We start from the raw sequence: 25,786 nt of genomic DNA on the forward strand, positions 1-25,786 counted from the left end.
TGGGTTCCCGGTAATGCCTGGAGAAAATAATGGTGGGTATTGTGTGGTATGGGGTGGTAATGCTCAAGGTGAAGCAGGTATTTGAAATACACAGCTCCTCACCTCACTACCTTAGAGAGAGTTGCTATTTGAAGTTTCTGGAAAGAAAAACTGCTTCTGAAGGCGGCCCAGTGGCGGCCCGGAGATAAGAAGTATTTTGGAAAAAGTGCGAAACCCGCATGAAATATGGCGCACCTGAGTGGATTCGAACCACCGACCAATGCCTTCGGAGGGCACTACTCTATCCAGCTGAGCTACAGGTGCGTATAAGCTGCGATGGGCTGAGAATTCAACGGGCAGCGGCTGCAATACTACTGACCAGACCGCTCTTTGTCCATGACTTTTTGAGTTTCAACTCAGTGGTACTAACGTATTTGGCAAGGTAATTTTGTACCTCTTTTACCTCGTACGCATACGCCACCCTCATCCACGTACAAACCACTGTTTTGAGGAGCGCATCTGTTCTATAATCCGCAATGCTTAAGAACAATTCAGCTCACAGGTTCACATTCAGACAGATCCGTTTTCCTGACAGGAAGACAAGGTCTCAGACAATAAAAATCATCGTGTTCCTGATGTTGTCATAATGAGGATAAGCGAGTGGCTTGGGTTACACACATGCGATTGTTGACGATTTTATTGGGGGGGCTTTTCCCGATGATGGCACTGGCTAAACCGGTGCCGCTGGACGATGTTTCCCGTCAGGAAATTGCTGAACGAATAGCTCCGGCAGGAACTGTCTGTAAGCAGGGAGAGGACTGTGCAGCTAACTTAGGTGCTGTAGCCAGTGCTTCCAGTGAGCCGCGTACTGGTGAAGCCGTGTATAACCAGTTCTGTACGGCCTGCCATACATCAGGGTTACTGGGTGCTCCCAAAAAAGGCGATACTGCTGAGTGGACAAAACGGGTCAGTGATCTGGGCAGTTACAGCAAACTGCTTGAGCAGGCTTACGCCGGTATTCGTAGCATGCCTGCCAAGGGGACCTGTATGAATTGCTCTGAAGAAGAGTTTGGCAACGCCATGCAGTATATGGGAGTCAAAAAAGAGTAAACAGCCACCAGCACTCAACTCTGTTTGTTTCGCTACATCTGCACGCCTGTCAACCAGCTCACTTGTTTAATGGTCGCCCCGGAACCATTACCCAAGCGGGCTGAGAAAACCCTCCGGCTTAATGGCAAGAATTGAGCAATACACATTGTTAATGATATTTTCGGCGGTGTTCCCCATAAGAATGCCCTGACTATGATGCCCCAGAGTCCCCATGACGATGACATCAACATTCACTTCATTAGCCAGTCTCTGAATTTCCTGGGCAGGTTGCCCTTTCAGTAAATAGCAATGGATATCAGGGCGACCCTTATCAATATCCGCATCGTTCAGTGCATCATCCAGCTTTTTCTGGTAACGAAGGTGCGTTACTTCCTGCAACTCATACAGCTCTTCCTCACCAAGATGCTGCAAAGCATGATGCTCAACAGGAAGCCCCCAGACACTGACAATATGCAGCTGGGCATGTTCCTGACTGCTTAAGTAAAGCCCATTGAGTAATAAAGTACGGTTCAGCTCTACGGCTTCCGGGTCCGGGTCACCCACATCCAGTGCGACCATGATTTTTCCGGTAAAATCAGGCAGCTGCCCCCGGCTGGCCACCATCAGCACAGGCACCGGACACTTTCTTAACAACGCCAGATCATTCCCGGTCAGCTGGTTCCTTGCCAGTGGACCACAAGGGTCTGCCAGCTTGACCACCAGATCGACACCATAGTCATTGATCAGCCCACCGATAACCTGTCTGGGTTTGCCCGGGACAATACAGGTTTCTGCCTGCACACCTTCTTCCCACGCCCTGCCTTTTAATTCTTCGGAATACTCCTCCAGCTGTTTTCGGCATAAAGCTTCAAACTTTCCTTCCAGTGGCAGAAACTGCAGTCGTCGTAACACATCCAGGCTCTGGTCAAACACCGCAATAATCAGGCGGGCGTTATTATCCGATACCAGTCTGAAGGTCTGGCTTAACTCGAGTTCACTGGAGTGTAAACGGGTCACAGCCAGCAGGATGGTTTTGAACGCATGCATTGGAGGCACTCTCACAGTCGACAACACAGCAAGTATTGCAGCCTTGTGAAATTCTGCTGGCAAGAATGACTCCAGCACGCCCCTCATTCTGCCGATGACATTCTGACCATGACATTCGTTCAATGAGTAGTACATACTTAAAGAATCACTCTTCCTTGTTATAGGCACTCCTGAATTATGACGGTAAATCTGGCTGACCTGAGCATAATGGTGGTAGAAGACCATGAATTTCAGCGTGTTGTCGCAGAACAGGCTCTGAAAGGGCTGGGGGTTGAAAACCTCTGGCTGGCTATCAATGGCAACGACGCCCTCAGACAGCTGGAAAGCTCACAACCCATCGATATCGTCATCTGCGATCTGGATATGCCGGAAATGGACGGCATTCAGTTCATTCGCCACCTGGCCAACGAAGGATACGCCCAGGCCGTTATTGTCGCCAGCGCTCTGGAGCCATCACTGATCAGAACCGTTGAAGACATGGCACAGGAGCATGGGTTGCGGGTGCTGGGCGCACTGCCAAAGCCTCTTTCCAGAGATCGCATCAGGGAATTACTGATGCTCTACTCAACTCCGGACAACCTTGAACACACAGTGAGCAGCCTGCACTTCACCGAAAAGGATTTGCAGAAAGCTCTGGACGATGACCAGTTTATCCTCCACTACCAGCCCAAGGTTCTTGTCCGCAGCGGTCGCCTGGTTGCCGTGGAAGCATTGTGCCGATGGCCTCACCCGGATATTGGCATGGTCAGCCCCGCTCATTTCATCCCACTGATGGAAAGCACCGGCCTGATTCATGAACTTACCCACCGTCTTATCGATCAGTCCCTGAATCAGCTGCGCAACAACCTTGATAACAGTAAAGCGATTGCAATAGGCGTTAACCTGTCTCCTGTTGTACTGACTGACACCCAGTTACCCGATGAACTCTATAAAAAGACCCGGGCGTTGAATATTGAACCGGAACTTCTGACACTGGAGATCACGGAAAGTACGCTGATTGAAAATGCTGCCAGGGCTCTTGAAACCCTGGCCCGTCTGAAGATGAAAGGCTTTTCACTGTCTATCGACGATTTTGGTACGGGCTACTCCAGTATGCAGCAACTGAACCGAATCCCGTTCTCAGAGCTAAAAATTGACCGTTCATTTGTGCAAAGCGCCAATACCGATAAAACCCGCAAGGCCATTATTGAAGCCAATATCAACCTGGCTCACACACTCGGCATGGAGACCGTCGCAGAAGGTGTAGAAACCCTCGAGGAGTGGCACCTTTTAAATCAGTTGCACTGTGATATGGCTCAGGGCTTCCTGATTGGCAAAGCCATGGCAGCGGAAGACCTGCCTGAGTGGGAACAGCAGTGGACAGAAAAACTGCCTCTACCTCCTGCCTCTGACTGATCACATATCACATATCAAATGAAAAACAAAACCACAGACGCTGCTGTCAGGAACGACAGCGCATAATTAAAACGCCTGAGTTTGTACTCTGTATCTAACAGCTTGCCAATACCTGCCCCAAAGGCCGCCCAGATCGTGACTGACGGGATATTTACCAGGGAAAACACGACACCAATGGCAACAGCCGAGGCAACAAAGTCTTCTCCCTGAGCAGAAAATACAGCGACAGCTCCTACGGCCATCATAACCGCCTTGGCATTCACAAACTGAAACAGGGCCGCCTGCAGCATGGTCATGGGCTTGAGCGGGCTGGTCTGTGACTCGGCTTTTCCTGAGCGGGCGATTTTCCATGCCAGGTGCAGCATATAAACAACCCCGATCGCCCTTAAAACGTCCTGTAGCCAGGGAAGCAGAATGAAAGCCTGCTGCAAACCCAGCGCAACGCAGAGAAACATCACCAGAAAGCCCAAAGCAATACCGGTAATATGGGGAATGGTACGAACAAAGCCGAAATTAATACCGCTGGTTGTCAGCATGATGTTATTAGGTCCGGGCGTCACACTGGAAGCAAATGCAAAAGTGATCAATGGCAGCCACATTATTTCTGGCAACATATCTATTATTGTCCCCACACAATTATTTTTTTCTATCTCAGACAAGCTTATAACCGCTGATCATTTCTTCAATGGCTTTATTGTCACCATTACAAAGTCGGTTGATTGCCCGAAAACTCTATGTCATATCGACTATTTCATATCTACAATGTTTTGCACTGAACACATACAATACTGGCAAGCCTTTGATTAAAAGCTGGAATAATAAATGAATCAGGCCGAACAACCATTAATTGAAAATTGTCACCCTGACAAATTAAACAGCCGCTCTGACAGCAAGTGGCAACCCAGCCTCAGCCGCTTCTCAGGACCAAAATACAAAGCTCTGGCAGACGCTATTGAAGTAGCGATTACAGAAGGCAGACTCAATAATGGCGAACGCTTACCCACTCATCGCGCTCTGGCTGATCAACTGGGCGTGACCATTGGCACCATTACGAGAGGCTACGCTGAAGCTGAGCGAAGACGCCTTGTCGTTGCCAGGGTCGGTAGCGGAACATTTGTATTGGGTAAAACCTGGGAGAACCGTGACTTCAGTATTCCAGTCAGTAAAAAAGCGGAAGACGACGTCATTGATTTAACCCTCAGTCTGACGGTTCCCGCCCGAAAAGAGCAGGTTCTGGCTAAAACCCTGTTAACACTCGCACAAAACGGGTCATATCTGTCTGAGCTTCTGGATTACCACCCCGAAGCCGGGCTGCCCAGACATCGTCAGGCCATCGTTCGCTGGCTTCGATATCACGGTATGGAAGCGGATGCTGAAAACATTCTGATCACCTCTGGCGGACAACACGCCACCGTTATGGCGTTGCAGGGACTCCTCCATCATAGCGATACCGTTGCATCCGATGAACTGACCTACCCCGGATTTATTAATGCCACCCGCCAGTTACAGTTAAAACACCTTGGCTTGCCCATGGATGATGACGGGCTGATCCCGTCAGGGCTGGAAGCCTGTTGCCAGCAACACCGCCCCCGCCTGTTATACCTGATGCCCAGCCTGCAAAACCCGACGGCGTCTGTCATGCCTCTGAAACGGCGGCAGGAAATAATTGCCATTGCCAAACGCTACAACCTGCTTATTATTGAAGACGACGTTCAGTTTATCTCCCCCGAAAACCGCCTCCCTTCGCTCTACAGCCTGGCTCCCGAACAGGTGATTTATGTCTCAAGTTTTGCCAAGCATCTGGCAGGCGGCTTACGGGTCGGCTTTATTGTCAGTCCCCAAGACTTACACCACAAAATAGCTATGGCATTACGGAGCAACTGCTGGATTACCCCACCTCTTATGGCAGAAGTTGCCAGAGAGTGGATAGATTCCGGAGAGGCCTGGCAACTGATCGCCTGGCAGCGAGAAGAAATCAGCCAGCGCCGACAATTACTGCAAGAAATACTGTCCGGTTTCGACGTTGTTTCACAACCCCACAGTTTTCACGCCTGGCTTAAGTTGCCAGCCCCCTGGCGAGCTGAAACTTTTGTACGACACATGAATGATAAAGGCGTAAAACTGTTACCGTCGGAGCTGTTTGCTGTAGGCAGTACGGCTGCACCACAGGCTGTCCGGTTATGTATCAGCACACCGGACTCCCGTGAAAAATTACGCACAGCTCTGGAAAGGATTAGAGATACACTGAGTTATGAGTCAATCGATATCATTCGCCCAATGGTGTTTTAATGCTCAACAAACGACACGCGACCAATGCCCTTCTGTTCCTGACAGGCTGGATCATTTGTTTAGCGACCAGTAGTTCTCATATCAGCAGCACTAATACCAGTAACGCTATAGCACTTGTAACAACCGTCACTATTCTGCTTATCCATTTAAAATTTATTGGCAACTGGGGGAAGGAGAAAGAGGTTCTGTTAATTACTCTGTTGCTGGGTTCTACTATCGACAGTTTTGCTGGCAACCTGAACATTCTTGAGTTCTCCACCACCAACCGTCTGCTGCCACTGTGGATGGCATGTGTCTGGATACTGGCAGGAACCACCATACGACACTGCATGACGTTATGTCGCAAGAACCACTGGTATGCCTCATTGACGGGTTTTCTTTTCAGCCTCGTCCACTATTTTCTGGTCAATCAGATAAGCGATGTCGCTTTAGCGACCCCGATCTGGCTGTCTGTTCTGATGATGGCGATTATCTGGTCAATTACGGTTCCGATACTGCTTGTATTTTCAGCAGTGTGGCTGGAGCGTTACAAAAGAAACAATATGTAGTTGAAATGTCCTACGGGTTTGAGATAAAAAGTCACAATCGAAGAGCCAATAAATAAATAAATAAATAAAAAAATAAAGCTCTCGACTTAAAGGAAAAATAAATAACGAACAGGGGTGAAGTGCAACATGAGCACGCCTGCCAATGCTTCAGATATCAGTACTTTACTTAAACATAAGGCAGTAGACGTTAAAGCATGGTTCGAGTCCGGAACCTGTGAAATTGACGATTTAATCGTTCGCAAACGTCCTGCCTATGCTGAAATCACAAAGTTTATTGTGGCGGAGAAAGAAAGGGAGCCAGACCGGGTTCACTTTGACCTAACGGTGCAATACGGCGAGAAGCGCTGGATTGTCAGGCTGGAAATGGCATTTTACAGTCAGCGCTGGGTTTCTGAAGACTCAATTAAAATGCCGGGACTGATGTTTAACGCACTGGCTCCAGACGGCATGCCAACACGAATTGCCTATTACAACCTGAAATACACGCCCGTTCTGGCTGCCATGGACCCACAAACCTGGTGCAAAGGCTGGATTCAGAAAATCCTGAAACACCCGGACATAAAGCATCTGTTTGCCCATAAAATAGAAGTGCCTGAAGAAGAGTACGAAGAGTAAGCGCTTCCATGGCGTTATGCTACGCTGGTTGTGTTTTCAACCGATGTATTGAACGGACACAGTGATGAATAGCATAACAACAGACACTGTCAAACTGACGGAATACAGCCACGGTGCAGGCTGTGGCTGTAAAATTTCGCCTGAAATTTTAGACGGCATCCTCAAAAGCAATCTGTCTCTGCCCAGCTTTCCGGGGCTGCTGGTTGGTCACTCCAGTAAGGACGATGCAGCCGTTTTCGATACCGGTAACGGCGAAGGAATTATCAGTACCACCGACTTTTTTATGCCTATTGTCGACGATCCGTTCGATTTTGGACGGGTCGCCGCTACCAATGCGATCAGTGACGTTTATGCCATGGGGGGAAAGCCCCTGATGGCCATTGCGATTCTTGGCTGGCCCGTTAATATTCTGCCTGCTGAAATTGCCGGAACAGTGGTCGATGGTGGAAGACAGGCATGCGCTGACGCAGGCATACCCCTGGCGGGCGGACACAGTATTGATGCGCCTGAACCCATTTTTGGCCTGGCTGTTACCGGTCACGTTCCGGTTCAACAACTCAAGCGCAACAATCAGGCACGGCCGGATAGTCGTCTGTACCTGACCAAACCTCTGGGCATTGGCATTCTGACCACCGCCCAGAAAAAGAAGTTGCTGCATCCTGAACACTCTCATATTGCCCGGGATACCATGTGTACCCTGAACAGGGTTGGTGCAGAGCTATCCAGGCTGGACGGCATCAGTGCCATGACCGATGTCACCGGCTTTGGCCTGCTGGGGCATCTTCTTGAAATCTGTGAAAGCAGCCATGTAAAAGCCATTCTTGAAACTGACAAGCTGCCCGTCCTCCCTCATGTTGAACAGTATCTGGCACAAGGCTGTATTCCCGGTGGTACCCATAGAAATTTCTCAAGCTATGGCCATAAGGCAAGTACGTTGACAGAAAAGCAGAAGCATATTCTCTGCGATCCTCAAACCAGTGGTGGTTTGCTGGTTGCTGTTGATGAAGATTCTGAGAGGCAGTTTCATAACATTGCCAGAGCGTCTGGTCTGGAGCTAACCGCTATTGGAAGGCTGGAGGCATACGACGAAGGCCATCAGATTGCTGTTGAATAAAAAGCGCGTTGAATAAAGAGCGCGTCAAATAAAAAGCCCGAACTCAAATGAGCCGGGCTGAAAACTATCAGATGGGTCTGTTACCGTATTCACCGGAGGGCTTCTGGGGTGGATCTGCAGTAACATTCGATGGTACTTCTTCTATCTCGCCACCCTTGGCCAGAAAGGCTTCAATCTGAGCGTTGAGGCTCTCTCTGAGTTTTTTGCGAGACTCTACAGTTCTTTGATCCGCTGGTTCGTCGCGACTTCCCAAAAAACCTATGTCGACACCATCAAAACCAGCAGCAGCTTTTTTCGGCGTTCTCCGTGCCATAGCTAGATCCTCTTGGATACTGGTTCAGGAGCATCTGCTCCAAACTGATTGTAAATGTATGTTTCCGATTTTTTATAGTTATAGTCCAGCGTCATTAAAACGCTAGTTCGGTAATACCCTCCGGTCTCTTTCGGTTAAATTAAAATGAACTTAAGTTTTTATTTAAAATTATCATTACTTATATGTCTGACCTTGTAAAGTTGCAATGTCGATTCTTTGCCCATCTTTGTCGAATTCCTGTCAAGCTTCTCCTTTTTCGGTCGATGGCACTGTGTTATCAGGGTTCATGATTATCCGGGTTTATGGCGCTAAAAGGTAAAGCGAAGCAAAGCTATTTTGCTCTGTGTTTTCTGGTTTTTTCAGCACTGGTGCAAGCCGGTGACCTGAACCCTTATGGCTGCCAGTTCAAGGATATGGAAGCTTTCTACAAAAAAAAACTCGGCATAGAAACAGCGCGCATTGACTACCAATACAAGCGGGTTAAAGACCCAAAGATTCAGGGCTATGCCCAGCAAACCGGCAGGGGACGATATCGCATAACGCTGGCTAACTGGCTGGAAGACAGTGAACTGAGGGTCACACTCGCCCATGAGCTGGTACACGTCAGGCAACTGGAAAGGGGGCAGATAGACAGGACGGAGTTTGAAAAGCACTATCTGGATCGAAGCTTCGAAGATGAAGCCTTCCGACTCAGCCTGCCAATGGCCGCAGAGTTTTTCACTAAGCACAAATGTATTAAAGGCAATTCAAAGACATTAAAAAAAACGGGCCGCAATGACTGATGCCACTGCGACCCGGTTCCCACTCACTTCATCAGAGTTTTAACTCTACGCTTTATCGTTGATCTGTCGTCAACTATTACTCCTGCTCTTCCCACTTCAGGCTGCGCTCAACCGCTTTCTTCCAGCCTTTGTACAAATCTGCACGCTGCTCTTCTTCCATGGCAGGCGCATAAGTGCGGTCTACTGATACCTTGTCTTTCAGTTCGTCAGTACTCTTCCAGAAGCCAACTGCCAGACCGGCCAGGTAAGCAGAACCGGCTGCTGTGGATTCAGTGACGGTTGGGCGAACGACGTCTTTCTTCAGGATGTCAGACTGGAACTGCATCAGGAAGTTGTTGGCCACTGCACCACCATCAACACGCAGCTGTTTCATTTCAATACCGGAATCCTGTTGCATTGCTTCAATCAGGTCACGGGACTGATAGGCGATCGCTTCCAGAGTGGCGCGAACAATATGGTTACGGTTAGCACCACGGGTCAGGCCGAAGATAGAACCACGGGCATACGGGTCCCAGTAAGGCGCGCCCAGACCAACGAAAGCAGGCACCACATAAACACCGTTAGTGTCTTTTACCTTGCTGGCAAAGTATTCGGTGTCAGCCGCATCGCGTACCAGACCCAGCTCGTCACGCAGCCACTGAACAGACGCGCCGCCCATGAATACAGAACCTTCCAGAGCGTACTGAACTTTGCCATCAATACCGAAAGCAATGGTGGTCAGCAGACCATTTTCAGATTTAACCGGCTCCTCACCAGTGTTCATCAGCAGGAAGCAACCAGTACCGTATGTGTTCTTCGCCATACCCTTTTCATGACACATCTGACCGAACAGGGCTGCCTGCTGATCACCTGCCATACCAGCGACAGGAATACGGGTACCGCCTTTACCGCCGATATTGGTCTGTCCATACACTTCAGAGCTGGACTTCACTTCCGGCAGCATACTGCGGGGAATACCCAGAACCTTCAGCATGGTTTCGTCCCAGTCCCCAGCTTGTTAATGTCAAACAGCATGGTGCGGGAAGCATTGGAGTAATCGGTGACATGGGCGCGGCCATTTGTCAGCTTCCAGGTCAGCCAGGTGTCGATGGTACCGAACAGCAGATCGCCTTTCTCAGCACTTTCACGAGCGCCTTCAACGTTATCCAGAATCCACTTGATCTTGGTGCCGGAGAAATAAGCATCCAGAACCAGACCGGTGGTTTCACGAATATGACTTTCCAGTCCGTCTCTCTTTAGCTGTTCACAGATATCTGTCGTACGACGGCACTGCCATACAATCGCATTGTAAACCGGACGTCCCGTATTCTTATCCCAGACAACTGTCGTTTCACGCTGATTGGTGATGCCCAGAGCAGCCACTTCATCAGAACGGATACCGGTTTTGGCCAGCACTTCAGTCAGAACCGAGCTTTGAGTCGCCCAGATTTCCATCGGGTCGTGTTCAACCCAGCCTGGCTGAGGGTAGTACTGGGTAAATTCGCGTTGGGAAGTCCCTACAATGTCACCATCGTGGTTGAAAATGATGGCGCGGGAGCTGGTTGTACCCTGATCCAGAGAAACAACGTATTTCTTTTCAGTGGTCATAATCTTAATTCCTTATTGTTCAGCCCTGAATAGTCAAACTTCAGGCTAATCAGGGAGCGCGCCACATTCAACATTCTGTTACTCAATGGTTGAGAAAGGCTGCGCTCCTTTTATTCATTGATTCAGGCGGTCTTGATTTCACAACCCGGCGTTGCACACTCAACCGGCTCAACCTGTTTACCGAGCAGGTTGATGTAAGCCCATGCACCAGCCATTGCACCAGTAATTGGAGCGACAATCGGAACCCAGAAGTAAGGGTTAGAACGAGCGCCTGTCAGAGCCACCTCACCCCAGCCAGCCATAAAGGCAAACAGCTTGGGACCAAAGTCACGGGCAGGATTCATGGCGAAACCGGTCAGAGGGCCAAAAGAAGCGCCAATAACAGCAATCAGAATACCAATCAGCAGGGCAGACAGGGCGCCGTTGGAGGTACCGTTGTTATCATCACCAATCGCCAGAATGCCAGCCATCAATACGGCAGTAATCATGAACTCAACCGCAAATGCCTGCATATTGGTCAGGGAAGCGTGAGCGTAAGTAGAGAATACGCCGGCCGTTGCCAGACTTTCTTCAGAGCCACGAATAATACCGTTAGCCAGTTCATAATCTGCAAACAGGTTGCTATACAGGAAGTAAACCAGAGCGGCGGAACAGAAAGCACCCAGTACCTGGGCGACGATATAAGGCAGAATCTTATGTTTCTCAAAGCCTTTGAATGTGGTCAGAGCCAGAGTGACGGCGGGGTTAAGATGAGCACCGGAAATACCACCGGTCACATAAACGGCAATGGCAACCCCCAGACCCCAGACAATGGACACTTCCCACTGACCAAAATCAACACCAGCCAGAACCAGTGCGGCCACACAACCAACACCAAAGAAAATCAGAAGGCCTGCACCAATAAATTCGGCAAGACATTCTCCTAACAGGGATTTACGCATAATGATAAGTTCCACCCATCCGGGTTAAGACATTTGTTAATTCAGACCTGCCTTCTAATACATTCAAAGTGGTCTCGACACGGGGCGGATTTTTACAAACGGCAACAAACTTTATCAATCCTCCAATATTGATCTAAATCAATCAATATTCAGGAATGTGCGTTTTTTTCGGAAATTACTCACAAAAAAAGACATTAAAATAACATTGTTTATCAATTAAATTGACTCTCGCTCACGAAAAGTTCTTATTTTTTGCACGAAAAAACTTCATATATTAACAATACAAACATAAGTGCATTCAACAGAACATCAAGCGAACATACGCGAACATTGACCCAGATCATTTTTTAATTTCCGTTGCTTATTTATAGTGCGCACCAACGATCATAAACGAACATTTTAAAACGCTTTACCGTTAAACGTTATCGAAAGAGCACCGAATGAGACAAATAGAGACCGATGTCGTAATTATTGGCGGTGGCGCAACGGGCGCTGGAGTCCTGCGAGACTGCGCACAGCGTGGTATGCGTGCCATTCTGGTAGAAAAAGACGATATTGCGAACGGTACAACAGGCCGCAACCACGGCCTGCTGCATTCAGGTGCTCGCTATGCGGTAACAGACCAGCACTCTGCGGTTGAATGCATCAAAGAAAACCAGATCCTGAGAAAAGTCGCCGGTCACTGCATTTGAAGAAACCGACGGCCTGTTTATTACTCTGCCGGAAGACGAACTCTCTTTTCAGGACAAATTCATTACCTCCTGTCACACCGCTGGCATTCGTGCAGAAGCCCTGACACCGAAAGAAGCCCTGCGCATTGAACCTAACGTCAATCCACAATTGCTGGGTGCAGTTCGGGTTCCGGACGGTACCATTGACCCTTTCCGTCTGACAGCCTCTAACATTCTGGATGCTGAAGAGTACGGCGGCCGTCTGATGAATTACACCCGGGTTACGGGTCTTATTATTGAAAATGGTCGTGTATGTGGTGTCCACTGCATGAACATTAAAACCGGCGAACTCATAGATATTCGCGCTCTACAGGTAGTGAATGCTGCGGGTATCTGGGGACAGCAGATTACCGAATACGCAGACCTGTCCATTCGCATGTTCCCCGCCAAAGGCTCGCTGCTGATTGTTGATTATCGTATTAACAGTATGGTGATTAACCGTTGCCGTAAACCGGCGGATGCCGACATTCTGGTTCCGGGGGATACCATTTCCCTGATTGGTACCACGTCAGAAAAAATTCCTTACAGCGACATCGAGAATATCCGCGTCACGCCAAACGAAGTTGAAACCCTTCTGGCGGAAGGTGAGAAGCTTTGCCCGATTATGGCGAAAACCCGTGTATTACGTGCTTATTGTGGTGTTCGCCCGCTGGTATCTCTGGGTGACGACCCGTCCGGTCGAAACATCAGCCGTGGGATTGTTCTGGTTGATCATGGTAAAGCCGACGCCCTGCCCGGCCTGATCACCATCACCGGCGGTAAGTTGATGACCTATCGTCTGATGGCGGAAATGGCCACCGACGCTGTAGCAAAAAATCTTGGCAACACCAGACACTGTGAAACTGCTGAAAAGCCTCTGCCCGGTGCCAACGGAAAAAATGCAGATGTCCATGCACCCCAGGTGTCCATTCCGGTTTCTGGTTCTGCGAAATACCGTCATGGCGAGCGAGCCGCTAAATTCCTGTCTGACGACAAAAAGCAGAATGCCATTATCTGCGAGTGCGAAATGGTGACGCGCGGTGAAATTGAATACGCCGTTAACAACCTGAACGCGAAAGACCTGGTTGACCTTCGTCGTCGAACCCGTATTGGCATGGGTCCCTGCCAGGGCGAGATGTGTTCCTGCCGCGCGGCAGGCATCGTCAGCGAAATGACACACGCCGATAACTCTGAAAATGCGCTGGACAGTATCGGAGAGTTTCTGCAGGAACGCTGGAAAGGCGTTCGACCCATTCTCTGGGGTGACGCCATGCGTGAAGCGGACTTCAGTTACTGGGTATACGACAACCTGCTGGGTTACAACCAGCTGCAATCCCTTCCAGCACCGGTATCTGAACAGCTTTTTACTGAACAAGACGACAATGTCGCTGTGGAGGCCGCATGAAGTACAACAGCATTATTATTGGCGGCGGCCTCGCCGGCCTGACCAGCGCCATTCGCTGTGCCGAAGCGGGTCTGAAAACAGCCCTGATCAGTGCCGGTGACAGCGCCCTGACCTTTGCTTCCGGTTCCATTGATGTTCTGGGTATTCGTCAAAATAACTCACTGGTGCAATACCCGTTTGAAGAGATCAGTCATCTGCCATCCGGTCACCCCTACCAGAAGCTGGGAGCCGGTCAGGTTAAACAGAGTCTGCACTTTTTTACCGGGCAAATGGCTAAAGCCGGTATCCAGATGTCCAGCCATGGACAACAGAACCACAGCCGTTTAACCGCTCTGGGTGCCATTCGTCCCACCTGGCTGAGCCAGCCGGGTACTAAAGCACTGTCTATTGCAGCGCCAGCAGCCGGTCTGCGTCGTGTCGCCATTATTAACATTGCAGGCTTCCGCGATTTTCAGCCAGCACTGGTAGCGGCAGGCATGAAAAAGCATCCTGAATTTGCCGGTGTTGAATTTACCGTGGCGGACATTAACGCCGAAACCGTCAATATTAATGCCAGAAATGCCTACGAACTGCGCTCTCTGGAAATGGCTCGCCTGCTTAAGCGCGACCTGTTCAGCCAGCCCAAAGGGCTGACCATTTTTGCTTCAGCGATTCAGAAAGCAGCGGGCAACGCTGACCTGGTGGTTCTGCCATCGGTACTGGCGGTTGAAAATGGCAACGAGTTGATCAGCCAGCTTGAAGCTCATACCGGACTGCATATCTGTGAGCTTGCTACCCTGCCCCCTTCTCTGCCGGGCATGCGTATGGCCAACGCCCTGAGGCAGCGTTATCGTGAACTCGGTGGTTTGTTGCTGGAGGGTGATGAAGTTCTGTCGGGTTATTTTGACAACAATAAGTTGAATTCAATCAAAACACGACTGAACCCCTCTATGCCGCTGGAGGCTGATCATTTTATTCTGGCAACCGGCAGTTTTTTCAGTCGTGGTCTCGACAGTAACCAGTCCAGCCTGACCGATAAAACGTTCAACCTGGATGTGGTGGAAGCCGGTCAGCGTGAGCAATGGTCAAACGAACGGTTCCTCAACGGTCACCAGCACGGGTTCAGTTATTTTGGTATTGAAACCAACGAACGGTTCAACCCTTATCAGAACGGCAAGGCGATCACTAACCTTTACTGCGCCGGTGGCGTGCTGGGCGGTTTCAACCCGGTGGCCGAAGCCAGCGCCGGTGGTGTTGCCATCAGTACGGGATGGTTTGCCGCAAACCAGATTATTGCGCAGAGAAGCGGCTCATCCGGGACAGCGAAGTAAGAGGCAGTTATGTTGAATCTTATTAATACCAGTTTTGACAACTGCATCAAGTGTACTGTCTGTACCACCCGTTGCCCGGTAGCGGAAGCGAATCCCGATTATCCGGGACCAAAACAGGCGGGGCCTGATGGTGAGCGACTGCGAATCAAAAACCCGGAACTGTACGACGAAGCCCTGAAACACTGCACCAACTGCAAACGCTGTGAAGTGGCCTGTCCTTCCGGTGTTCACGTAGGTACTGTAATTCAGCTGGCAAAAGCAAAGCATGGTGGTTTTAAGAAAGGGCCACGGGAGTTTATGCTGAGCCACACCGACCTGATGGGCAGCCTGTCCTCACCGGCGGCGCCTGTCGTCAACACGGTGACCAGATTGAAACCTGTGAAAAAACTGCTGGATAAAACCCTGGGAATTGACGAGCGTCGTACATTGCCAAAGTACACAGGTCAGACTTTCCGCAGCTGGTTTAATAAACAATCGGGTACTCAGGAACAATTCAAACGAAAAATCAGCTTCTTCCATGGCTGTTTTACCAACTACAACGACCCAACCGTGGGGAAACATCTGGTCAGCGTTCTCAACGCCATGAACATTGGCGTCAGCCTGATGAAAAAAGAGAAATGCTGTGGTGTGCCTTTGATCGCCAACGGTTTCTTCGACAAGGCCCGAAAAAACGCTGAGCTGAATATGAACCAGTTCGCCCGGTCACTCACAGAAACCGAATGCGTGATTGCCACCGAGCCAAGCTGCACCATGACTCTGCGGGATGAATATCCGGAAGTGCTGGATGTCGATAACAGTGAGGTAAAAGACCGGATTTTCTTCGCCTCAGCCTTTATTGCCCGTGAGTTTGCCCGGGGCAATCAACCGGATATGAAACCCGTGAAGCTGCGCGTGGCGTATCACAGCCCATGTCATCTGATTAAAGCCGGTGGCGTGATTCATACCATGGAACTGCTGAACAGCATTCCGGGGCTGGAAGTGATTATGCTGGACCAGAAGTGCTGCGGACTGTCCGGCACCTATGGCTTTAAGAAAGAAAACTACAGCACTTCCCAAAGCATTGGTCAGGGTATTTTCGACCAGATTGAAGCACTGGGCGTGGATTATGTCGTGACCGACTGTGAGTCCTGCAAAATGCAGGTAGAAATGAATACCGGTCATACCGTTTTACATCCGTTGACGCTTTTGGCTCAATCTTTGACCTGAGCCAAACAAAAGAAGCAATGGTGACAGTATGATCCGAAAGCGGGTTTTCAAACGCAGCATTTTAAACCCGCTTTTTAAACGTGCCTGACTATCTGTTCTACCAGACTGTTCTGCCAGACGTTTGCTTTTTGCTGCATTGCCCATGTATTGAATGCTTATGGATGCCGAGAAAACCAACCGACGTTCTACCCAACCAGCTATCCAGCTGCCACAAAGCCGTCGTCATGAAATGATCATTAACCTGATAAAGCAGGAAGGCTTTGTTACTACGGAAGGGTTGGTTCAGCATTTCAGTGTGACACCACAAACCATACGACGGGATTTGAATGAGCTGGACCGGCTGGGGCAAATCAGTCGTCACCATGGCGGAGCCGGACTGGCTAACAGCAGCACTGAAAACACTCAGTACAGCGAACGTAAAAAGCAGCTGAGTTCAGAAAAAGATCGTATAGCCAACGAACTGGTCAAACGCATTCCTGACGGTTCCTCACTTTTTATTGATATTGGCACTTCCACCGAATCCGTCGCCCGGGCCCTTCTGAACCACAACCACCTGAAAATTGTCACCAATAACCTGCACGTCGCTTCTATTCTTCTGGCGCGGGATGATTTCACGGTCATCATTGCCGGTGGCGAAGTCCGTAATCGCGATGGTGGCATTATAGGAGAGGCTACCAGGGACTTTATCAGCCAGTTCCGCATGGACTTTGCCATCACCGGCATCAGCGGCATTGATCTGGACGGTACATTACTGGATTTTGACTACCACGAAGTGCGTGTTGCCCAGGCGATGATGGCAAATGCCCAGAGAACATTTACCATCGCAGACCACAGTAAGTTTGGTCGCAGTGCCATGATCCGTCTGGGGCATGTAGAAGATATTGATACACTGTTTACTGATGTACAGCCACCTGCTCCACTGATGGATCAGCTGAAACAGGGGCAGACAGAAGTGGTGGTGTGTTAGTAAATGACCTTGACAACGCTGTAGGTTGGGACGAGCGCAGCGATTCCCAACACACTGACCACTTCGTCTCCACCTGCAACCTTCTCAGCGCCCCTGATCACACTCAGTAGCAGCTTGCAGATGTTAGAGAACATATAACGTTGTCAGCTTTTGAATGGCGGCAAACTATCGTGTTGGGTATCGCTTCGCTCGACCCAACCTACGCTAACTTAATTATTGAAGCCTCCAGCAATGCCTTGGCAGCCTGCATCTCATCCATTTCGTTCCTGGCCTGTAAATATTGCTCATACTTCTGAACAGCCTCATCATCAAATCCAGGTTCAATGCCCTGCTGGTTCACTGATTCAACCATGTTACTGAGCCGTTCTAATGCCTGTTCTGGCGTCGCCGTTTCATCATCAGGCGTACCATTGATGTGGCAATAAGCTGCAAATGCCTCAATTTTTCTGTCCTCAAGTTTTTTTGAGGATACTTCTATCGCACTATTCAATGCAGATAAGCGACAATCTTTCACAGCAATCCGAGCCTGCCTGAAGCTTTTTGTTTTAAACAGCTCTTTTAGATAAACCCCGATCTGCTTCATGGTTTTTATTTTACCGAACTTTTTCAGGGCGCCCCCGGCGCTTTTTGAATCGACTTTATCGAAAAGACCGAAGTGGCGGTTTTCATCTCTGCCAACAACGACCTTTCTGGCGCTGAACGCTCCCTCCATATCATTGTCAGAGCTGGCATTTTCAGGCTCGCTCCACAACAAACCCTGTATACTATCCTGGCTAACTGATCGCATCATATCCAATTCCCCCATAAGTGCTGTCTCTAATACTGCCGATGAGTAAAACACTGACAGGGGTGGCAATCACTAACCAGCCTGTTATTTATTCTGACAAGGTACCTGCCGGAAAGTATGTACCCCCGCCAGTACACGGGTCACTGCGGTTATCACACACAGTATGGTGAACACCGTGGCAATCTGGGGGAAATAGCCCGGCAGCAGGCACATGGCAATAAAGAAAAGGATGGTTTCGGTGCCTTCTGCCAGCCCACCCAGATAATACATGGACTTATTACGGTAAACCGGGTTATCAATATTCTGCTTGGCAGCAATGGCGGCAAATGCCAGAAAACTACTGCCCGTTGCCATAAAGCCGCACAACAACAGGCAGGCTGTTAACGCATTGGTATCCGGTGCAGCCAGCGCAAAACCAGCGATAATGGCCGCATAAAATATAAAATCCAGCACAATGTCCAGAAAGCCACCCACATCGGTTGTACCCTGTATGCGTGCCAGCGCACCATCCAGCCCGTCCATCGTCCGGTTTATGCAAATAAGCAACAGTGCCAGCATATAACTGTGGTTAACCAGGGCAGGCAGAGCCAGCAGGCCAATAAAAAAGCCGGACACCGTTATCTGGTTGGGCGTAACACCAAAGGTATTCAGCCTTGTGGCAACAATGTGTAACGCAGGTCTGACCAGCGCAGCGCTCCAGCGATCTAGCATATCTCTAACAACGTATCGTTTGATGGGTTAAACGCAAAACCCTGTTCTTGTCAGCAACGTCGTCTTCATCGTGGGTAACAAGAATAGCGGGTATATTGCGTCGGGCAACGGTAGTAAAAACCAGTGTCCGGAAATGCTCCCGGGTCTCGCGGTCGAGTTTCGAAAAGGGTTCGTCCAGCAATAACGCCCGGGGCTTTGCCGCCAGTGTCCGCATCAGGCTGACCCTGGCCGCCTGACCGCCAGACAACTGTCGTGGATAAAAGTCAGCATAATGTTCCATACCAATGTCGGCAAGAGACGTCAGGGCCTGCTGCCGCTTTTCAGTCAGACTTCCTGCGGGAGCCGCAAACATCAGATTTTCCACAACCGTCATGTGAGGAAACAGCAGAGGGTCCTGAAACAGAATCCCCACCCTTCTCTTTTCCACAGGCTCAGGTCGCAGAGACTGGTTGTCCAGTAATACATCGCCACTGACATCAAACTGCTCACCCAGCGTTCCGGCAATAAACGACAACAGAGTCGATTTTCCACAACCACTGTGTCCCATCAGGCTGAATACCTCGCCAGCAGCCACTGTAAGACTGACTGGTTCAAACAGCTGCCGGTTGTCCAGACCAATAACGACCTGTTTCAGTTTAAGACTCATACCAACTCCTGATCATCCCTGCCATTGCTTTTTGCGGTTAATGAAACGGGCAAACAGAAAGCCAGCCAGTGGCAACAGCGCCTGAGCCAACCCGTAGATGGCGGCCAGACGACGATCATAACCAGCACCAACAGCAACCGCTTCTGTTGTGACAGTCAAAACACGGCCAGCCCCTAATAATAACGTGGGTAGATATTGAACGACACTGACAGAAAAACCTACAGCCCATGCGGAAATAATCGCTGGTTTCAGCATCGGCCATTTCACCTGCCACCAGACACGCAACCAGGACACACCAAATGTCAGGGCAACCGTCTGATAACGATCATCAAATGCCCTGAAAGCACCATGCAACCCAAGATAAACATAGGGAAAGACCATCAGCAGGTGTCCAAAGCTGACCAGAAGAAAAGGATAATGGTAAATGCCTGCCCCAAACAGCGATTCCCCTGCCGCAGGCAAACCGGCAAACAGCGTCATCTGTGGAATCAACAGGCCGATACAGGGCAGCATCAGAGGCCAGAAGCGTCCCCGCTGGTTTTGATATTCCAGCATCACCAGACTGGCGACCACCGCCGTAAGGCTGCTGACCAGTCCCAGCTTCAGGGCCAGCAGCAACGGGTCTGAAAGCATAGCAAAATGATGTTGCCAGTATTGCAGTGAAGTGACAGAAGGCCAGATATCGGGAAACCGCCATCGCCCTGCAAACGACCAGACCAACAGAACAAGGTTTGCTCCAATCGATAACAGTGCCAGAACCGGCAGGGTTGAAAACGCCAGCCAGAGTACCGGGTGCCGAACCCGCTGACGCCCATTCAGCCACACCCGATGCGCAACAGGTGCCAGCAGACGTTCAACCATTGCCCAGAAAAACAAACCGCCCAGCGTTACCAGCAATAACAATATCGCACCGGCACTGGCTAACATTCGAAAGTTCAGATCAGGATTCTGAAACCAGCGCAATACCAGAACAGCCAGCGGTGCCGGTAATTGGGGACCGATAATCAGGGAGGCATCGACAACGGTCACTCCGTAAACCAGCACAGCATATAAGGGCAGTTTTAATTGCTTATACAGCTGTGGCACCAGCACTTTCCACCACGCCTGAATCCGGTCATAACCCAGACTCTGCGCCATCATCAGCTGTCTTTGTGGCTGTAACTGCTGAAGAATACCCACGCACATTAACAGCAGAAAAGGCACACTCTTAATTAACAGCATCAGAATCAGTGAAAACCCCTGCGGATCATTCACCGTTAGCCACAGTGGCGGTTCACTCCAGCCAGTGAAAGGAACCATGACCCTGACCAGCCAGCCACTGGGAGCGATCAGAAAGCCCAGGCCAATGGCAAAAGCCACATGAGGCAACGCCAGCGCAGGCGCAATGTACAACGTCACCCAGTTCCAGAAGCGCCCGCCCCACAGCAGGCTTAAGATAGTGAGAGTAATTACCAGTGCCAGAAACGTAGCCGTCAGCCCGGTAAACAGGCTCAGCCAGACCGACTGTAAAAGCCCGGGCCAGCCAAACAGCTGTTGCCACACCTGCTGTAACATTGTCGTTGAAAATGAGTCAAACCCCAGTGCCGGATAATAACCCACTGCGGGCAGAACCAGACCGGCAACACCGGCAAACAGAGGCACCAGACAGCACAGCACTACCAGAACAGTGCCAGCTTTTAATAATGTCTGAACTGAAAAAAAAGATCGGTTAATGTCTGACATCACTGATACCCGTATCGTTTGAGCCAGCCATTAGCCAGTGCGCCATGCCAGCTGAAATGCGGCTCGGGAATCACATCAAACCGTGCCGTTGCTTCAGGGCTGACATCCAGCAATGACGATTGCAGAACCGGTGGATCACCCCATACCGCCAGATCAGCCTTGCGTTGCTGAGCCTGTGGCGACATCAGAAAGTTAATGACCACCTGTGCGCCCTCTTTGGCGCTGCTGTTATACGGGATGGCGAGAAAATGTATATTGGTCAACGCTCCCTGTTGAAAAGCATGACTGGAAACGGAATGGGCAAGATTGCCACGGTTCACTGCCGCAGCGGCTTCAGCCGGGTTAAAACTGATCGCCATGTGCAATTCACGGTCATCCAGTAACTGCATCATGTGCTGGTCACTCTGGGGAAAACGGCGACCGCTGTACCAGCCAACTTTGTGTAACTGGTCAAGATAGCGCCAAAGAGGTTCAGTAACTTTATCAAAATCAATGGCATCAACAGGCTTCTGCAATGCCTGAGTGTCTTCCACCAGCTCAGACAACAGTTGTTTCAGAAAGGTCACGCCATGAAACTGCGGGGGTTGTGGATAACTGATTCGACCGGGATGCTTTTTGGCATACTGCAGCAGTTCGCTGGCAGACGTTGGCACCTGTGGTGTGACCGCCCTGTCGAACATCATCACCATTTGTCCTACGCCCCAGGGCGCTTCCAGTCCGTCAACCGGTGTCGCAAAATCAATATCAACAGGAAGTCGTTTATCAACGAGTGAATCATTCGGCAGCTGGTCGGTAAACGGGCCATACAGAAGGTCAGCACGCTTCAGGGCGGCAAAGTTTTCGCCATTCACCCAGAGCAGGTCAACCCGTCCCTGAGAATGTCTCTCTGAACTTTTCTCTGACAGGATAATCGTGACCGCTTCGCTGATGTCGCCCACTTTGACATGCACAAGATTAACATTGTGCAGTCGTTTAATTTCCCGTCCTGCCCACTGGATATAGTCGTTTGCCCTGGGATGCCCACCCCAGGCATAGAAATAAACCGTTTGTTCTTTTGCCTGATTCTCAATATGCGCCCAGTTTGCTGCCCGGGCCGGCACCATAAACAATGACAACACTATCATTAGAAGCTTCAGTGCCAGTGCTTTCGGCGTCAGCAGCTTCCTGATACTTTTTACTATTAAAATACGGTTAATCAACAAACAATCCTTAAACGCAAAAACGCCAGTGACTCTAAACCCTTAGAATCACTGGCGTTATGATACGGCCAATAGCGAAATTATTCCGCCAGAGCCTTCATATCAATACCTTTCTTTTTGGCAATGTATTTCGGAATCAGGGAGACTCCAAACAATACCAGGCCAGCTGCCGCAAATTTCACCAGCAGCATTGGCGAGACACCATTAGTGGCAATATCACCTGCCATATAGGCAAAAATGAAAGCACCCGGTGCCATAGTTACCAGAGAGACCAGAGAGAAAGTCATCAGGTTGATACCAGTCAGGCCATAAGCAAAGTTCTGCAGGCTGAATGGAAACACTGGCACAAGACGGGTCAGGATCAGGAAGCTGGTACCATTTTGTGCAACACCGTCGTCAATTTTTTTGAAGATCGGGTTATCACCAAACTTGCTCAGGATCGCGTTACGCAGCAGAAAACGGGCAACGATAAAGGCAGCGGTTGCACCCAGCGTTGCTGAGAACAGCGCCAGCAGTCCACCCACAACAGGTCCAAAAGCGATACCCGCCACAATCGTCAGGGCGCTACCCGGCAACATCAGCACACAGGCAAAGATGTATACAATGGCATAAACTACATAGCCCATAGCACCAAAGCCGGCAATCCAGTTCTGCAGACCTTCAACATCGGTCAGCAGGGCCAGCACTCCGGTCTGCTGAGCAACAAACAACAGCGCTGCAATAACAGCAGCAATCAAACCAATTTTTACAAATTTCATGTTTTACTCTGTTTGGGCGTAGGTTAAATGTTCATGCACTTAATAAGGTTGGCTTTGCTCTTGTAACGGTTCATCCACGCCTTCACCGGGCTGGCAAGAACGTTGTCAGGCGCATCGTCGTTTTTCATCACAACGGGTCCCCAGAGCAGGTCAAGAATGTGCCAGGATTTCGTACCCACCCCCATCATGGAGGCACGGCAAGCAGCACAATACACGACTACATGCTCAGTTTCGAACTCTTCCACTCGACGTTTGATAACGCGGGTAGCAACGTCCGGATTGGCCGGTACCACCATGCCACCAAAACCACAGCAACGGGTGTTTTCGCGGGTGTATTCAGGCTCAGCCGTTTTGTAACCCAGTTCATTCAGAATCCAGCGAATGCCATCCTGCAACTCTTTTTCATAACGGGTAGAGCAGGAGTCATGGATAGTGAAAACAACATCGGAGTGCTTTGCCTTTGAGCGCAACGCTTCCGGCAAACCGATTTTTGGCAGCAGGCTCCACAGAGAGACAGGCTTTTGCCCCTCAGCGCCTTTTTTGATCATCCCAAAGCAGCTCTGACAGGCAACAATAACCTCTTCAGCATTGACCTTGTCAAAGTCTGCCTGCAGCATGTCAAAGCGTTCTTTGAACAGTTCCGGCTGACCAATAGCCGCCGTTGGTTTGCCACAGCATTTCTGAACAGCGCCCATATCAGGAAACACCTGCTTCAGGTAAGCCACTGTCTTCTTTACTGCTTCCGGGTTATACGACGGCAAACTGCAACCCGGCATGAAAATCTTTTTAGCCATGTCGATTACCCCTTGCTCGCCATAGTGAAGAATCGGGAAAAGCCCAGCTTCTGGTGCATGTTAATGCCTTTGTGACCCGGCATTGGCGAGTTGCCGCCATTAGCCTTAACAAAGTCAACACGGGCTCCCAGGAAGATCTCTTTCATCGGGAAATCTTTCGGGCAGGCAATGGTACACTGATCGCAGGCATTACAGGAGTAAGCCAGCAACGGGTCCATGGACTGCTTTTCAATAAAGTCACTGAACAGTTCCTTCGGGCAATCGCCGAAGTCGTTCATCATCACGCACTCTTTCATGCACAGCTTACAGGAACACTGCAGACAGCGATTGGCTTCCTGAGCCACCTGTTCAGCCGTAAAGCCGAAATCCACGGGCTTAAAATCGCGTTTGCGTTCATCGGCGTCACGCAGTTCACCATGCAGGCGGGGAGCGTTTTCTGCGCCTTTCGGCAGAGGAACATTCAGTCGGGTGTCGTAACTGTATTCCTGTTCAAAATCACGCCCGTCGGTCAGTTCACGGTCAGCCAGGAAACGTTCAACACTCAGGGCAGCCTTGCGACCGAGAGCCATTGCCTGAATAACGATGGCACCACCACTGGCATCACCAGCAACATAAACGCCCGGGATAGACGTCGCCAGCGTCTGCTGGTCAACCACATACCGGCCACCACGGGACTGTTCCAGAGCACCGTCGGTAATATCCGCTACCGCCTGCCCCGTTGCAAAGATCACCGTATCCACGGCTACTGTACGACACTCTTCGCTGTATTTCGGAGCAAAGTTGCCCTGCTCATCAAAGATGGAAATGACTCGCTGCAATTCAATACCGGTCACTTTGCCATCTTCAGACAAAATGCGCTTAGGTCCCCAACCGGCATTGAACAGCACACCTTCTTCCAGAGACTCTTCAATTTCAATCTGGCTGGCTGGCAGGGTTTCCATGGATTCCAGGGAGCACTGGTGTACTTCTTCTGCGCCAATACGCCAGGAAGAACGGGCGCAGTCCATCGCTACGTCACCACCACCGATAACCATCACACGTTTGCCCGCTTTCGGGAACGCCCGGGTTTCAGAGATTTCTTTCAGGTAGTCAACGGCTGAGAATACGCCTTCGGACTGATGCCCCTCAACAGGAATAATGGAGCCGATATGTGCGCCGTGAGCCAGAATCACTGCGTCAAACTGTTTGCACAGCTCAGTGAACGGAATGTCTTGACCAATCTCGACACCAAAGCGGGTATCGACACCCAGCATATCGAGATAGCTGTATTCGAAATCAATCACATCACGGGGCAGGCGGTATTCAGGAATACCCACACGCATCATACCACCGTAGACGTCCAGCTTTTCAAACAGGGTAACAGCGTGTCCCTGACGGCGCAGTTCAATAGCCGCCTGCGCACCTGCAGGACCGGCACCTACAACAGCCACTTTTTTACCGCTGTCTTTCTCTGTCGTCAGATCCCATTGAGCTTTATCGTCGGCCTGTTCTGCAATAAAGCGCTTGATACCAGCGACACTGACCGGCTGTTTAAACTCGGTATTGCGACGGCAAACCTGTTCGCAGGGGTGGGCGCAGATACGCCCCAGGGTTTGCGGCATAAAAATCTTTTCACGCACAACACTCAGGGCGTCAGCGTATTTGCCTTCACCGGCAAGGCGAACATACTGTTTTACGTCAGTGTGCATTGGGCAGGCAGACTGACAGGCGGGCGCTTCATCGCCCATGCAGCCATCAACGACATCGCGAGCAGCGTCGTACAACTTCTGGCTGAAAATTATATTTTCCATAAAGGATTCTGCGTTAGGGTCACTCAGGCTCTTTGAAAATACTGAGCCTGAGCTTTACAAGAGTGGATGTTCAGACGATCAA

The 25,786-nt window shown here is 50.2% G+C and carries 26 protein-coding genes and 1 tRNA gene; 12 read left to right on the forward strand and 15 right to left on the reverse strand.

Going from position 1 to position 25,786, the window contains the following annotated elements:
• Positions 1-226 precede the first annotated feature (226 nt).
• Positions 227-303, reverse strand: a tRNA-Arg gene (locus tag V5J35_RS09395).
• 336 nt (positions 304-639) lie between these two features.
• On the opposite strand from V5J35_RS09395, the gene V5J35_RS09400 reads away from it, so the two are divergent.
• Positions 640-1,089, forward strand: a complete 450-nt coding sequence (locus V5J35_RS09400) for a c-type cytochrome (protein WP_354011003.1) — start codon at positions 640-642, stop codon at positions 1,087-1,089.
• 87 nt (positions 1,090-1,176) lie between these two features.
• Here the strand turns inward: V5J35_RS09400 and V5J35_RS09405 are convergent, their stop codons facing one another.
• Complete coding sequence (locus V5J35_RS09405) at positions 1,177-2,115, reverse strand: universal stress protein (RefSeq protein WP_354011004.1); 939 nt, start codon at positions 2,113-2,115, stop codon at positions 1,177-1,179.
• 177 nt (positions 2,116-2,292) lie between these two features.
• On the opposite strand from V5J35_RS09405, the gene V5J35_RS09410 reads away from it, so the two are divergent.
• Entirely contained in the window at positions 2,293-3,510 is a 1,218-nt protein-coding gene (locus V5J35_RS09410) for an EAL domain-containing response regulator (protein ID WP_354011005.1), read from the forward strand.
• Between the two features lie 14 nt (positions 3,511-3,524).
• Here V5J35_RS09410 and V5J35_RS09415 read toward each other — a convergent pair whose 3' ends face one another.
• On the reverse strand, positions 3,525-4,124 hold the full coding sequence (locus V5J35_RS09415; RefSeq protein ID WP_354011006.1) for a LysE family translocator: 600 nt from the start codon (positions 4,122-4,124) through the stop codon (positions 3,525-3,527).
• 208 nt (positions 4,125-4,332) lie between these two features.
• Between V5J35_RS09415 and V5J35_RS09420 the strand changes: the two genes are divergently transcribed.
• The 4 genes from V5J35_RS09420 to selD all read left to right on the forward strand — a co-directional run bounded on the left by V5J35_RS09420 (position 4,333) and on the right by selD (position 8,076).
• On the forward strand, positions 4,333-5,799 hold the full coding sequence (locus V5J35_RS09420; protein ID WP_354011007.1) for an aminotransferase-like domain-containing protein: 1,467 nt from the start codon (positions 4,333-4,335) through the stop codon (positions 5,797-5,799).
• On the forward strand, positions 5,799-6,347 hold the full coding sequence (locus V5J35_RS09425) for a DUF2878 domain-containing protein (RefSeq protein ID WP_354011008.1): 549 nt from the start codon (positions 5,799-5,801) through the stop codon (positions 6,345-6,347). Before V5J35_RS09420 ends, V5J35_RS09425 begins: the two co-directional genes overlap by 1 nt.
• Positions 6,348-6,473: 126 nt before the next feature.
• The gene (locus tag V5J35_RS09430; RefSeq protein ID WP_354011009.1) at positions 6,474-6,962 is read left to right on the forward strand and encodes a hypothetical protein; all 489 of its coding nucleotides are present in this window, start codon (positions 6,474-6,476) and stop codon (positions 6,960-6,962) included.
• Between the two features lie 64 nt (positions 6,963-7,026).
• On the forward strand, positions 7,027-8,076 hold the full coding sequence (selD, locus tag V5J35_RS09435; RefSeq protein ID WP_354011010.1) for a selenide, water dikinase SelD: 1,050 nt from the start codon (positions 7,027-7,029) through the stop codon (positions 8,074-8,076).
• A 67-nt stretch (positions 8,077-8,143) separates the two neighbouring features.
• On the opposite strand, the gene V5J35_RS09440 is transcribed toward selD, so the two are convergent.
• Positions 8,144-8,389, reverse strand: a complete 246-nt coding sequence (locus tag V5J35_RS09440; RefSeq protein WP_354011011.1) for a hypothetical protein — start codon at positions 8,387-8,389, stop codon at positions 8,144-8,146.
• Positions 8,390-8,691: 302 nt separating this feature from the next.
• On the opposite strand from V5J35_RS09440, the gene V5J35_RS09445 reads away from it, so the two are divergent.
• Complete coding sequence (locus tag V5J35_RS09445; RefSeq protein ID WP_354011012.1) at positions 8,692-9,171, forward strand: ImmA/IrrE family metallo-endopeptidase; 480 nt, start codon at positions 8,692-8,694, stop codon at positions 9,169-9,171.
• Positions 9,172-9,247: 76 nt separating this feature from the next.
• On the opposite strand, the gene glpK is transcribed toward V5J35_RS09445, so the two are convergent.
• The 3 genes from glpK to V5J35_RS09455 all read right to left on the reverse strand — a co-directional run bounded on the left by glpK (position 9,248) and on the right by V5J35_RS09455 (position 11,699).
• The gene (gene glpK / locus V5J35_RS24340) at positions 9,248-10,144 is read right to left on the reverse strand and encodes a glycerol kinase GlpK (protein WP_472924782.1); all 897 of its coding nucleotides are present in this window, start codon (positions 10,142-10,144) and stop codon (positions 9,248-9,250) included.
• The gene (locus tag V5J35_RS24345) at positions 10,138-10,758 is read right to left on the reverse strand and encodes an FGGY family carbohydrate kinase (protein ID WP_472924783.1); all 621 of its coding nucleotides are present in this window, start codon (positions 10,756-10,758) and stop codon (positions 10,138-10,140) included. The genes glpK and V5J35_RS24345 overlap by 7 nt, the downstream gene beginning before the upstream one ends.
• 122 nt (positions 10,759-10,880) lie before the next feature.
• Positions 10,881-11,699, reverse strand: coding sequence for an MIP/aquaporin family protein (locus V5J35_RS09455; protein WP_354011013.1), 819 nt, complete (start codon positions 11,697-11,699; stop codon positions 10,881-10,883).
• 440 nt (positions 11,700-12,139) lie between these two features.
• Here V5J35_RS09455 and V5J35_RS09460 point away from each other — a divergent pair, with 440 nt between their 5' ends.
• The 5 genes from V5J35_RS09460 (at position 12,140) to V5J35_RS09480 (ending at position 17,297) form a co-directional block, all read left to right on the forward strand.
• Entirely contained in the window at positions 12,140-12,391 is a 252-nt protein-coding gene (locus tag V5J35_RS09460) for an FAD-dependent oxidoreductase (protein ID WP_354016324.1), read from the forward strand.
• A 25-nt stretch (positions 12,392-12,416) separates the two neighbouring features.
• Positions 12,417-13,814, forward strand: a complete 1,398-nt coding sequence (glpA, locus tag V5J35_RS09465; protein ID WP_354016531.1) for an anaerobic glycerol-3-phosphate dehydrogenase subunit A — start codon at positions 12,417-12,419, stop codon at positions 13,812-13,814.
• Positions 13,811-15,124 (forward strand): glycerol-3-phosphate dehydrogenase subunit GlpB, encoded by a 1,314-nt coding sequence (gene glpB / locus V5J35_RS09470; RefSeq protein WP_354011015.1) that lies wholly within the window; start codon positions 13,811-13,813, stop codon positions 15,122-15,124. The genes glpA and glpB overlap by 4 nt, the downstream gene beginning before the upstream one ends.
• A 9-nt stretch (positions 15,125-15,133) precedes the next feature.
• The gene (gene glpC, locus V5J35_RS09475; RefSeq protein ID WP_354011016.1) at positions 15,134-16,330 is read left to right on the forward strand and encodes an anaerobic glycerol-3-phosphate dehydrogenase subunit GlpC; all 1,197 of its coding nucleotides are present in this window, start codon (positions 15,134-15,136) and stop codon (positions 16,328-16,330) included.
• Between the two features lie 157 nt (positions 16,331-16,487).
• The gene (locus tag V5J35_RS09480; RefSeq protein WP_472924759.1) at positions 16,488-17,297 is read left to right on the forward strand and encodes a DeoR/GlpR family transcriptional regulator; all 810 of its coding nucleotides are present in this window, start codon (positions 16,488-16,490) and stop codon (positions 17,295-17,297) included.
• Between the two features lie 199 nt (positions 17,298-17,496).
• Here the strand turns inward: V5J35_RS09480 and V5J35_RS09485 are convergent, their stop codons facing one another.
• From V5J35_RS09485 to V5J35_RS09520, 8 genes are all read right to left on the reverse strand, one after another.
• Positions 17,497-18,087 carry a hypothetical protein gene (locus tag V5J35_RS09485; protein ID WP_354011017.1) on the reverse strand — a complete coding sequence of 197 codons (591 nt, stop codon included), beginning with the start codon at positions 18,085-18,087 and terminating at the stop codon, positions 17,497-17,499.
• An 81-nt stretch (positions 18,088-18,168) separates the two neighbouring features.
• Complete coding sequence (locus tag V5J35_RS09490) at positions 18,169-18,795, reverse strand: CDP-alcohol phosphatidyltransferase family protein (RefSeq protein ID WP_354011018.1); 627 nt, start codon at positions 18,793-18,795, stop codon at positions 18,169-18,171.
• Positions 18,796-18,799: 4 nt separating this feature from the next.
• Entirely contained in the window at positions 18,800-19,441 is a 642-nt protein-coding gene (locus V5J35_RS09495) for an ATP-binding cassette domain-containing protein (RefSeq protein ID WP_354011019.1), read from the reverse strand.
• Between the two features lie 12 nt (positions 19,442-19,453).
• Entirely contained in the window at positions 19,454-21,163 is a 1,710-nt protein-coding gene (locus tag V5J35_RS09500) for an ABC transporter permease (RefSeq protein ID WP_354011020.1), read from the reverse strand.
• Entirely contained in the window at positions 21,163-22,362 is a 1,200-nt protein-coding gene (locus V5J35_RS09505; protein WP_354011021.1) for an ABC transporter substrate-binding protein, read from the reverse strand. Before V5J35_RS09505 ends, V5J35_RS09500 begins: the two co-directional genes overlap by 1 nt.
• Positions 22,363-22,442: 80 nt before the next feature.
• On the reverse strand, positions 22,443-23,120 hold the full coding sequence (locus V5J35_RS09510; protein ID WP_354011022.1) for a TVP38/TMEM64 family protein: 678 nt from the start codon (positions 23,118-23,120) through the stop codon (positions 22,443-22,445).
• A gap of 23 nt (positions 23,121-23,143) precedes the next feature.
• Positions 23,144-23,914, reverse strand: a complete 771-nt coding sequence (locus V5J35_RS09515) for a (Fe-S)-binding protein (protein WP_354011023.1) — start codon at positions 23,912-23,914, stop codon at positions 23,144-23,146.
• 5 nt (positions 23,915-23,919) lie between these two features.
• Positions 23,920-25,704, reverse strand: coding sequence for an FAD-dependent oxidoreductase (locus V5J35_RS09520; protein ID WP_354011024.1), 1,785 nt, complete (start codon positions 25,702-25,704; stop codon positions 23,920-23,922).
• Between the last annotated feature and the right edge of the window lie 82 nt (positions 25,705-25,786).

Source organism: Endozoicomonas sp. NE40 (genome assembly GCF_040549045.1).
Lineage (GTDB): Bacteria > Pseudomonadota > Gammaproteobacteria > Pseudomonadales > Endozoicomonadaceae > Endozoicomonas_A > Endozoicomonas_A lisbonensis.